This is a genomic window from Methylophaga sp. UBA5088 (genome assembly GCF_002414625.1).
GTDB classification, from domain to species: domain Bacteria; phylum Pseudomonadota; class Gammaproteobacteria; order Nitrosococcales; family Methylophagaceae; genus Methylophaga; species Methylophaga marina.
In genome coordinates, this window is the sequence record NZ_DIAC01000095.1 from 18021 (window position 1) to 27767 (window position 9747).

General features: G+C 44.2%; 10 protein-coding genes and 1 pseudogene. 5 read left to right on the top strand and 6 right to left on the bottom strand.

The genetic code is table 11. The annotated features are described in order from the left end of the window. Nucleotides 1-206 (top strand): annotated as a pseudogene (locus B4K20_RS11750) (dihydrolipoyl dehydrogenase); the annotation flags it as partial. A 47-nt stretch (nucleotides 207-253) separates the two neighbouring features. Here B4K20_RS11750 and B4K20_RS11755 read toward each other — a convergent pair. The 3 genes from B4K20_RS11755 to msrB all read right to left on the bottom strand — a co-directional run bounded on the left by B4K20_RS11755 (nucleotide 254) and on the right by msrB (nucleotide 2563). Beyond that, on the bottom strand, nucleotides 254-1855 hold the full coding sequence (locus B4K20_RS11755; RefSeq protein ID WP_286305458.1) for an ABC-F family ATPase: 1602 nt from the start codon (nucleotides 1853-1855) through the stop codon (nucleotides 254-256). A 65-nt stretch (nucleotides 1856-1920) separates the two neighbouring features. Further along, complete coding sequence (locus tag B4K20_RS11760; protein WP_286305457.1) at nucleotides 1921-2181, bottom strand: GIY-YIG nuclease family protein; 261 nt, start codon at nucleotides 2179-2181, stop codon at nucleotides 1921-1923. Next, entirely contained in the window at nucleotides 2165-2563 is a 399-nt protein-coding gene (gene msrB, locus B4K20_RS11765; protein ID WP_286305456.1) for a peptide-methionine (R)-S-oxide reductase MsrB, read from the bottom strand. The genes B4K20_RS11760 and msrB overlap by 17 nt, the downstream gene beginning before the upstream one ends. A gap of 520 nt (nucleotides 2564-3083) precedes the next feature. Between msrB and B4K20_RS11770 the strand changes: the two genes are divergently transcribed. After that, complete coding sequence (locus B4K20_RS11770) at nucleotides 3084-3557, top strand: hypothetical protein (protein ID WP_289283017.1); 474 nt, start codon at nucleotides 3084-3086, stop codon at nucleotides 3555-3557. Nucleotides 3558-3563: 6 nt separating this feature from the next. Here the strand turns inward: B4K20_RS11770 and B4K20_RS11775 are convergent, their stop codons facing one another. Together B4K20_RS11775 and B4K20_RS11780 are read right to left on the bottom strand one after the other, a co-directional pair. Further along, entirely contained in the window at nucleotides 3564-5015 is a 1452-nt protein-coding gene (locus tag B4K20_RS11775; RefSeq protein ID WP_289283018.1) for a sensor histidine kinase, read from the bottom strand. An 8-nt stretch (nucleotides 5016-5023) separates the two neighbouring features. Then, nucleotides 5024-5710, bottom strand: a complete 687-nt coding sequence (locus B4K20_RS11780) for a response regulator transcription factor (protein WP_286305452.1) — start codon at nucleotides 5708-5710, stop codon at nucleotides 5024-5026. A 173-nt stretch (nucleotides 5711-5883) separates the two neighbouring features. Between B4K20_RS11780 and B4K20_RS11785 the strand changes: the two genes are divergently transcribed. Beyond that, nucleotides 5884-6351, top strand: coding sequence for a Spy/CpxP family protein refolding chaperone (locus B4K20_RS11785; protein WP_289283019.1), 468 nt, complete (start codon nucleotides 5884-5886; stop codon nucleotides 6349-6351). Between the two features lie 67 nt (nucleotides 6352-6418). Here B4K20_RS11785 and B4K20_RS11790 read toward each other — a convergent pair whose 3' ends face one another. Beyond that, nucleotides 6419-6913, bottom strand: coding sequence for a hypothetical protein (locus tag B4K20_RS11790; RefSeq protein WP_286305450.1), 495 nt, complete (start codon nucleotides 6911-6913; stop codon nucleotides 6419-6421). Nucleotides 6914-7092: 179 nt separating this feature from the next. Between B4K20_RS11790 and ung the strand changes: the two genes are divergently transcribed. Next, entirely contained in the window at nucleotides 7093-7779 is a 687-nt protein-coding gene (ung, locus tag B4K20_RS11795) for a uracil-DNA glycosylase (RefSeq protein ID WP_289283020.1), read from the top strand. A gap of 43 nt (nucleotides 7780-7822) precedes the next feature. Next, nucleotides 7823-9718: an ATP-binding cassette domain-containing protein gene (locus tag B4K20_RS11800; RefSeq protein WP_289283021.1), complete on the top strand. Its 1896-nt coding sequence runs from the start codon at nucleotides 7823-7825 to the stop codon at nucleotides 9716-9718. The last annotated feature ends 29 nt before the right edge of the window (nucleotides 9719-9747 follow it).

Sequence of the window (9747 nt, forward strand, 5' to 3'; positions counted from 1 at the left end):
ATGCGGCTGAGCACATGGCTCATACGCTGGCTTTGGCCATCAGTCAGGAATTGACTGCAACCGAAGTGCTGTCGATGCCAATTTATCATCCGGTACTGGAAGAGGGGATGCGAACAGCTTTGCGTGATGCGAATAAGAAAATACAAACATCACACAGTTTTGACTTATCCCGTTGTGATGCCTTCCAGGCCGAAGCCTTAGATTAATTCAGGCTGGGGGCTTACGCTCCCAGCCTTATGGCTATTTTGCTGAATTAATTTGTTACACCCAGACTTTTTAAATACTCATCATAGCTACCACGGAAGTCCGTAATACCATCGGCTTCCATATCAAAGACGCGTGTCGCGAGTGAAGAGACAAATTCACGATCATGACTGACAAAGATCAGCGTGCCTTCAAATTGTTCTAAAGCCATATTCAACGATTCAATTGATTCCATATCCATATGGTTCGTGGGTTCGTCCATGACCAGAATATTCGGACGTTGCAGAATCAATTTACCGAATAACATCCGACCTTTTTCACCACCAGATAACACATTGGCTTTTTTGTCGATGGTGTGGCCCGAGAATAATAAGCGACCCAGAGTGCCCCTGATGACTTGTTCATCGTCTTCAGGTCCGGCCCATTGAGACATCCATTCAAACAGGGTCAAATCATCTTTAAATAGATGATCATGATCCTGCGCGTAATAACCAATATTGGCATTCTCTGACCATTTCACTTCACCTGATTTAGGTGGAAGCTCACCTACCAGGGTTTTGACTAAACTGGTTTTACCAATACCATTGGGGCCGATAATGGCAATTTTCTCACCAACTTCAGTCATAAAGCTAAAGTCTTTAAATAATGAGGTTTCATCCGTTTCATAAAACTGGGTGATTTTGCTGACTTCTAATGCATTACGAAATAGCTTCTTGTCCTGCTCAAAACGAATAAATGGATTGACCCGGCTGGAAGGTTTGATATCTTCCAACTGAATTTTCTCCATTTGTTTCTGGCGAGAAGTGGCTTGTTTCGCTTTGGATGCGTTCGCAGAGAAGCGAGCAACGAAGCCCTGAAGTTCTTTAATCTGCGCTTTTTTCTTTGCATTATCCGCCATCAAACGTTCACGAGCCTGTGTCGATGCCAGCATATATTCGTCATAGTTACCTGGATAGATTCGCAGTTCACCATAGTCCATGTCGGCCATATGTGTACAAATACTGTTCAGGAAATGGCGGTCATGCGAAATGATAATCATGGTACTGTTACGCTGATTAAGTGTGTCTTCCAACCAGCGGATTGTGTTGATATCCAGATGGTTAGTCGGCTCGTCAAGCAGCATGATATCCGGGTCAGCAAACAGCACTTGTGCCAGTAAAATACGGAGTTTCCAACCTGGTGCGATTTCACTCATCGGGCCGTAGTGCTGTTCAACAGGAATGCCGACACCCAGTAATAGTTCACCGGCACGTGATTCAGCGGTGTAACCATCCATTTCTGCATACTGACCTTCCAGTTCAGCGACTTTGAGACCGTCTTCTTCACTCATTTCTGGCAGGTTATAAATGCGGTCACGCTCAATGTGGACTTCGTATAACTCAGGTTGTCCCATGATTACCACATCAATGACGCGTTGATCTTCATACGCGAACTGATCCTGCTTTAATACGGCAAATGATTCATTCACGTCACGCATAACCGTGCCTGAGGTAGGCTCAAGTTGTTTAGCGAGAATTTTCATAAAGGTGGACTTACCACAACCATTAGCGCCAATGAGACCATAACGGTTGCCGTCACCAAATTTGACGGACACATTTTCAAATAGGGGTTTAGCACCAAATTGCATGGTGATATTTGCAGTACTGAGCAAGGGAATATCCTGTTATCTGATTGCGACAAGAATGACGCTGAAAAAAAGCGCCATTATACAGATTGTTAGCGTGTAGCGATAAGGGCTAATTTCGCCTGTCGGCTGAGTTTTTTTATAGCTGCTTCACGTTTAGAAGCTTGACTGCGATCAGGCTGTGTTTCCTGGTAGACAATCTTTTTTGCCTGACTGGTGTGAAAAAAACGCGCACCAGCTTTGCCGGCTTGATGCTCTTGAAATCGGCGCGATAAATCAGTGGTGATACCGGTATAGAGATGACCGTTATCTGCCTCGATGATATAAACCGTCCATTCAGTTTTGGTCGTCAAAATCGAGTGCTACCGAATTAATACAATAACGAAGCCCTGTCGGTGCCGGACCATCGTCGAAGATATGACCTAAGTGTGCATCACAGTGTTGACAGCGTACTTCTGTTCGGTCCATGCCATGACTGTGATCGGCCAGATGGTTGACCACGCCATGAGATATCTGAGCAGAAAAACTTGGCCAGCCGCAACCAGAATCGAATTTATTTTCAGACGAAAACAAGGCTTGTTTACAGCAGGTACATCTATAGACGCCTTGATCATCATGATCGACGTAGATGCCAGAGAATGCGGGTTCTGTGCCAGACTGACGCGTTACATAAAATTGATCTTCGCTCAGTTCTTCACGCCATTCAGCGTCAGATTTTATCAGTTTGTCGGGCATTTTTTGTCAAAGTTGTACCTAGAAAAAATAACATTGTAGGCAAAACACGTAGAAAAATCAGCTCAAAGGGATTTTTTGAAAGCCATCGACGGGGAGTGACTGAAAAAAAGTTGCCAGCCAAAAGACTGGCAACAAACTCGGTTTTCAGATTTAAGAGAGAGGGAGTAGGTCGGCCTTTGTTGTCACAAATTCCTATCAACTCCATCGGTTAATAATGATAATGATTATCATTTAAATTAGCAAGTAGTTTTTTGAAATTAATTGGAGGTTTAGTATTTCTCTATTTAAGTCAGTTGCTTAACTCATAGAAAAAGATCATATTTTTTGTTTAGGCAGCGTTGTTAGGCTACAAATCAGCGTCATTTCTCTGCTCCGTGTGTTCATGAGTCCTTTACATGCTTTTACATAGGTTTACTTTTTCCTGTCTATTATCAATAAGTTAATAGAAATATAGTGTGAGATAACTAAGTGACATAGCTTTAAAGCTATCGTCACCCTTAAAAAGGATAAGGGTAAAGTTATGGCTATAAACGGTCTATCTAATAATCTGCATTATCAATATTCAAGGTCAACGAATATAACTGAGAAGGCCAATGCTATTTATGCAAAGTTGAATGAAGAAGAGCAAAGCTTTCTTGATAAAGACACGATAGAAAAAGCGCTTCAGCAGATAGCGGAAAGTCGAGCCAATAACAATAAATCTTCTTTTCCATTGCAAAATGATGCCAACGAAATAATAGATGGCCAAGGCGTAATTCCTAATAAGCAATATGAACTCGCTAATGAGCTAGCTATACGAATACAGGCGAATGATGGCAAGCCAGAAAAACGGCCTCAAGCATACAATCTTCGTGTTGATGATGTCGGTGTGTTGGTGAGTGATGTCGATACAATTAATCAGAAACCCAAAGCGACGAGTTCAGCTCAAATAAACGATAAAGAAGCGTTAAGCCTTGAAACTAATGTTAAACGCCATGTTTCTTTAACCGCCTAAAACGGATTATTTTTTATAGGGTAGTTCGACCTCAACTCGAAGACCACCTTCCTGCCTGTTAGCTGCTTTAATTTCACCATGATGTGCACTCACCGCTCGATACGCGATAGCCAAACCTAAACCTATACTGTCATTTCTATGTGTGAGCTGTCCCCGGAAGAAGGGTTTGAATATGGATTCAATATCGGCTTCTGCAACACCAGGACCATTGTCTTCGATCACAATACATAAACGTTGCTTTATGCTGTCCGTTGTTACACACAGAGTGATCTCTGCATTTTCAGGAGAGAACTTAATAGCATTTCTCAGAATATTTTCGATAGCTCTGTGTATCAATTCACTTCTTACCGTAATAAAAATATCTTCAGCAATCGTGTAATGAATTGTTATCTGTTTACTACTGGCTTCAAAACGGGCATCACTGATAATTTCATCCAGCAGATCATTCAGGCTAATCTCCACATGAACATTATCCGTTACCCCGGTTTCTAAACGAGACAAAACCAGTAACTCGCCGACCAGATCGCTCATGCGTTGTGATTCCCGCTCTATACGATTCAATATTTCTGGCGTTTTCTCTGGTTGTTGTTCAGCAATACCAATGGCCGCTTGCATTCTCGCCAGTGGTGAACGAAGTTCATGTGAGACATCGTGTAAAAGGCGTTGTTGTGCTGACATTAGATGACTAATCTTTCCGGCCATATCATCAAAATTCTGGCCCAGTTCCACCAACTCATCTCGTCGATGACCCATTTTGTTGCCTATGCGGGTGTTAAGTTGGCCCTCTGCTAACTTTGAGAAAGACTGTCTCAGCAATCCGATGGGCTTGGTAAAGTACCAGGCCAGCAACGCGCTAAAAAAAATCGCTGCAATCAAACCAGAGCCAATCAATAAAACGAGTGGATAGGGCACGGTTTCAGAGGGGGGAGGGGGAATGCGCCTGGTTTCAAAGGGTGGTGTTGGAAAAGGTTCATTGAGCATGGGAGCTGGCCCAAACTCACGTCGCTCATGCGGTGGCCCGATAAAGAGTGTTTCTGATACCCCGCGTTTTATTGGCGAGAAAAAGAGTAATGCATTATTTTCTTTATCAGAAACGTAGCGGATGGCGAGGGGGAACTCCCCCTGCAGAAATAATGCTCGCGCGTAGCCCACAACTTTGGGATCGATAGAGCGACCCAGCACATCATTCCCCTTATCATCGATGGCATAGACGTCTGGAAATGGTGCATGATGCGCTTTTTCCAAGAAAGTAATTAATGCAGTCTTACCACCATAGCTGAAAATTTCGGCGGCGACTGAGACAAAAGCATGCGCATCAACATCGATTTCCGGATCGGTTTTATTGGCTTGTTCCTGTATGGATTTATGATGTAACCAAACGACCGTTCCCACGCTGAGTCCGGCTAATAATAACGCCAGCCAGAACACAGTAAAGAATTTCCAGAATAACTTACTCATCCTAATGATTATTCCCGAATGAATTGATAACCTTTGCCTCTTATTGTCTGAATATAGGACTGTCCGTCTTGCTGATTGCCCAGTTTCTGACGAATGCTGCTCATATGCACATCAATACTACGGTCAAACCGCACCAATGGCCGACCCAGTGCGCGTTGAGATAGTTCATCTTTGCTGACAACTTGACCAGCTTTACGCACCAATGCTTCGAGTAGGTTAAATTCAGTACTGGTCAACTCCAGTGGCTTTTCAAACCACAAGGCCTGTCGTTTTTGAGCACTCAGTTGAAGAGGACCTATTTGAATATCCTGTGACTGCATATCCACCATAACAGCATCCATTCGCCGAAGAATCGCACGAATACGAGCAACGAGCTCTCTTGGTGTGCAGGGTTTGGGCACATAATCATCAGCACCAGACTCCAGGCCGATAATACGATCAATATCATCACCCTTCGCGGTGAACATCAGTACCGGAATCAGACTTTTCTGACGAATTTGTAGCAGGATTTCTGTGCCTGAAATATCTGGCAACATCATATCCAGAATAATCAAGTCAAACGAGCCACTGAGCGCCATTTCCAAACCAACTTTACCGGTTAAGCTACTTTTCACCTGAAACTGTTCTTGCTCCAGATACTCCTCAAATAATTCAACCAATTCAGCATCATCGTCAATGATGAGTACATTCGCCACAGTCAACTCCTTATTCTGTTGATGCTGCCATCATAGAGTGTACTGAATGATGGCTCCAGCTTTAGCAAGCAATCTTTACTTGTTTTTACCTTTCTCTAACCCTCGTTAACATGCTGATGCGTGATACTGGCTCTCAAGTTCAAAGTGATTGGCCTGAAAGTAGGTTAAAGACAATGATAAAGAAAATAATTTTACTGATGATTATTCTGCCAGTTGTTGCCATCGCTAATCCTATGAATGGCGAGGCCAATCACATAAAACATCATGAAGTGCCGTTGATGCATCCAAACATGCAACACAAACCAAAGCCTGATGATGTGGGCTTTTTCTTACACGATCTCAATTTAACTCCGGCTCAAAATTCAAAAATTTTAATGTTGCTCGAAAAAGAGTGCGACTTAATGGAGGAGGATCGAGAGAAAGCACGACAAGTCAGACGCCGTATTCAAGAAATGGCATTGTCTGATGATTTTGATAAGCACAAGCTGGAAAAATTAATTGATCAATCCTTGGTCATTCACAAACGTTATGCGTTAACAAAGGCTCAGTTTTCTCATGAGCTATTTGAAGTGCTTACCGAGCAACAACGCCAAGCATTAAAACTTAAGATGCTGAATTTTAATGCACCTTTTCCCGGCTAGAGAATATGCACGGCTCTCCCTGACCAATCCTCTCTCCCGTCCCAAGTGATGGGGAGAGCTGCTGCATTTATTTCAGTTTTGATAATTGGGTGAGGGCATACCCTTGATGATAGCCTTTTGACCGCATATTAAAATAGTACTGACAATAGGCTGAGAAATTATGAGGCGTGCCTTCGGTTGGTAAGTGGGTAAACATATCAATCAGGCTAACAGCGCTCTCTTCGATACCTATTTCTAACAACATGTCTTCCAGCTGTACCGCTCTGTTGGCAATCATGCGTGGACTTTCACGGAAGTGTTGTGAGGCATGCTTCAAAATTTCAACCCGATGGTCACGATCTGTCACTTCACCTCTCAATGCGGCGGCACTGCGTAAAATAAGCCAGTCTTGAGGTGTCAGATCATCGTAGGCTTCCAACCATTGGGGTATATCCTCTTTTTCTAGTGGTGATGGCACTGTCGTATCAGAAGCACTCAGGTCATAGTCTTCTTCATTGTTGTCACAGGCGCTTAGTAGCCCAATCATAAAAAGACTGATGAGGATGTGTAAATGTGTTCTCACGAAGGTGACACCTGTAATAAACAATACACATAGGCTAGCATCAGGGAGATGATGACCCTATCGGATATTCTCCTGTTTTATTTAAGGAAAAACTTCTTGTATCGCATTTATCCTGTGAAAGCTGTTTTACAGTCAATAACATTCGGTATCATACCTTGAGTTTTTTGTAAGGAATAAACATGGTTCTGGAACATGCGCCCAGCTGGCTGACCGTTTTGGCGTCAGAATTTGAAGCACCTTATATGCAAAATCTGAAGACGTTTTTACGTCAGCAAAAAGATCAGCATAAAAAAATCTATCCTCATTCCGCTGATTGGTTTCATGCTTTAGAAACCACCCCACTTGATGAGGTAAAAGTCGTCATCCTCGGACAGGATCCTTACCATCAGCCAGGTCAGGCTCATGGCTTATGCTTTTCGGTCAAACCCGGTGTCAAAGTGCCGCCATCACTGGTGAATATTTATAAAGAGCTAGAGGCCGATCTCGGTGTGATGCCTGTCAAACATGGCTATCTGGAGTCGTGGGCGAAGCAGGGAGTCTTGTTACTCAATGCGGTATTAACCGTCGAAGATTCAAATGCCAATGCCCATCAAGGTAAAGGCTGGGAACAGTTCACTGATAAAGTCATCGAAACCATAAATGCACAACGTGAAAATGTCGTGTTTATGTTGTGGGGTAGCTACGCGCAGAAAAAAGGTAGCGTGATTGACCCGCAGAAACATCTGGTTTTAAAAGCACCTCACCCGTCGCCATTATCTGCGCATCGCGGCTTTCTTGGCTGTCGTCATTTCAGCCAGGCGAATGACTATCTGACACAACATGGGCTATCACCCATAAACTGGCAGTTACCCGAGACCGCATCGTAAGAAATTCTGCTAGACAGGCCCGGGCCTTGATACAATTCGTGCCATGATAAAGTTCAATCAAGTCTCTCTTCGTCGCGGCACGCAATTACTGTTTGAATCAGCCAATCTTATTGTTCACCCCGGACAGCGGGTTGGTCTGACCGGTGCAAACGGTACCGGTAAATCCAGTTTGTTTGCGATGTTACGTCAACAACTTCATGCCGATACCGGTGAGGTGTCGATTCCTGATGTCTGGACCATCGCTCATGTGGCCCAGGAAACACCGGCCGTGGACACTTCTGCACTGGATTATGTGCTCGAAGGTGATGCCGAGTTAACTGAATTGAACCAACAACTGGCTGGAGCAGAAGCCAATCATGATGGTCACCTAGTCAGCGTGTTACACGATAAATTGGCCGCGATTGATGCCTACACAGCAAATAGCCGTGCAGGCAAACTGTTACATGGCTTGGGTTTTACGGCTGAGCAAGAGAGCTGGCCTGTTACCGCTTTCTCAGGTGGCTGGCGAATGCGACTCAATCTGGCACAAGCATTAATGTGCCGTTCTGATTTATTACTCCTGGACGAGCCAACTAACCATCTGGATTTAGAGGCCGTTTATTGGCTGGAAGAATGGTTGCGAGCATACCCTGGCACGTTAATCGTGATTTCGCATGACCGTGATTTTTTGGATCGGGTCGTCACACATATCGCGCACATTGAACAACAGCGTGTAAAACTATACACCGGTAGCTACTCAGACTTTGAACTGGCTCGAGCTGAACATCTAGCAAATCAACAAGCAGCCCATCAAAAGCAACAGCGTGAAATTGCCCATATGCGCAGTTTTGTGACGCGCTTTAAGGCCAAAGCAACAAAAGCTCGACAAGCCCAGAGCCGTATTAAAGCGCTGGAGCGAATGGAATTAATCGCACCAGCCCATGTGGATTCACCGTTTCATTTTGATTTTTTCCCGCCAAGTCGTCTGGCCACACCTTTGTTGGATTTAGATAAAGCGTCGGTGGGGTATTATGAAAATAAGCCTCTTATCAGCAATATCAAAATGCGGTTGGCACCGGGAGATCGAATCGGGCTGTTAGGGCCGAATGGGGCGGGTAAGTCGACATTAATTAAGCTCATTGCCGGCGTGTTAGAGCCTTTGAGCGGTAAACGTAAAGAAGGCAAAGAGATTCGCATTGGTTATTTTGCTCAGCATCAGCTGGAACAGCTAAGACCAGATGACAGTCCGTTAAAGCACATCCAACGTTTGAATAAACTGGCTTCAGAACAAGAGTGCCGAAATTTTCTCGGTGGTTTTGGTTTCCACGGTGACAAAGCATTAGAGCCGGTTGCGCCATTTTCTGGTGGTGAAAAAGCCAGATTGGTGCTCGCTATTCTGGTCTATCAGAAACCGGCCGTATTGTTACTGGATGAACCAACCAATCACCTTGATCTGGAAATGCGTTTAGCTTTGACTGTAGCCTTGCAGGATTTTGAAGGCGCACTCGTCGTTGTCTCGCATGACAGACATTTACTACGTACCGTCACCGATGATTTATGGCTGGTGTCGAATGGGCAGGCGACCGTATTTGATGGCGATTTGGATGATTATCGTCAGTGGTTATTAAATAAAGATAAACCGGAAAAAACAGCCGAGTCGTCTTCCGCGGTTAATAATAAAAAACAGGACAGACAACTCGCCGCTCAGCAACGTCAGAAGCTGCAACCGCTTCGTAACACGGTGAAAAAAGCCGAGCAGAAGATGGAGAAGCTCAATGAAGCTTTATCCTCACTAGAAATGCAACTTGCCGACACAGCACTTTATACCGATGCTAATAAGGATAAGTTAAAAGACTTATTACAACAGCAGGCGGATCTTAAAACACAGCTGGAAGAAACTGAAATGCAATGGTTTGATGCCAGCGAACAATTAGAAGCAGCACAAGCTGCTGAGGAATAACTGTGGCATTACTGTCATTAAAGCAAATC

What these genes read in the sequence shown, in the direction of transcription:
- B4K20_RS11770 (WP_289283017.1), top strand. Translation starts at nt 3,084, where the DNA reads ATGGCTATAAACGGTCTATCTAATAATCTGCATTATCAATATTCAAGG.
- B4K20_RS11775 (WP_289283018.1), bottom strand. Translation starts at nt 5,015, where the DNA reads ATGAGTAAGTTATTCTGGAAATTCTTTACTGTGTTCTGGCTGGCGTTA.
- B4K20_RS11785 (WP_289283019.1), top strand. Translation starts at nt 5,884, where the DNA reads ATGATAAAGAAAATAATTTTACTGATGATTATTCTGCCAGTTGTTGCC.
- msrB (WP_286305456.1), bottom strand. Translation starts at nt 2,563, where the DNA reads ATGCCCGACAAACTGATAAAATCTGACGCTGAATGGCGTGAAGAACTG.
- ung (WP_289283020.1), top strand. Translation starts at nt 7,093, where the DNA reads ATGGTTCTGGAACATGCGCCCAGCTGGCTGACCGTTTTGGCGTCAGAA.
- B4K20_RS11800 (WP_289283021.1), top strand. Translation starts at nt 7,823, where the DNA reads ATGATAAAGTTCAATCAAGTCTCTCTTCGTCGCGGCACGCAATTACTG.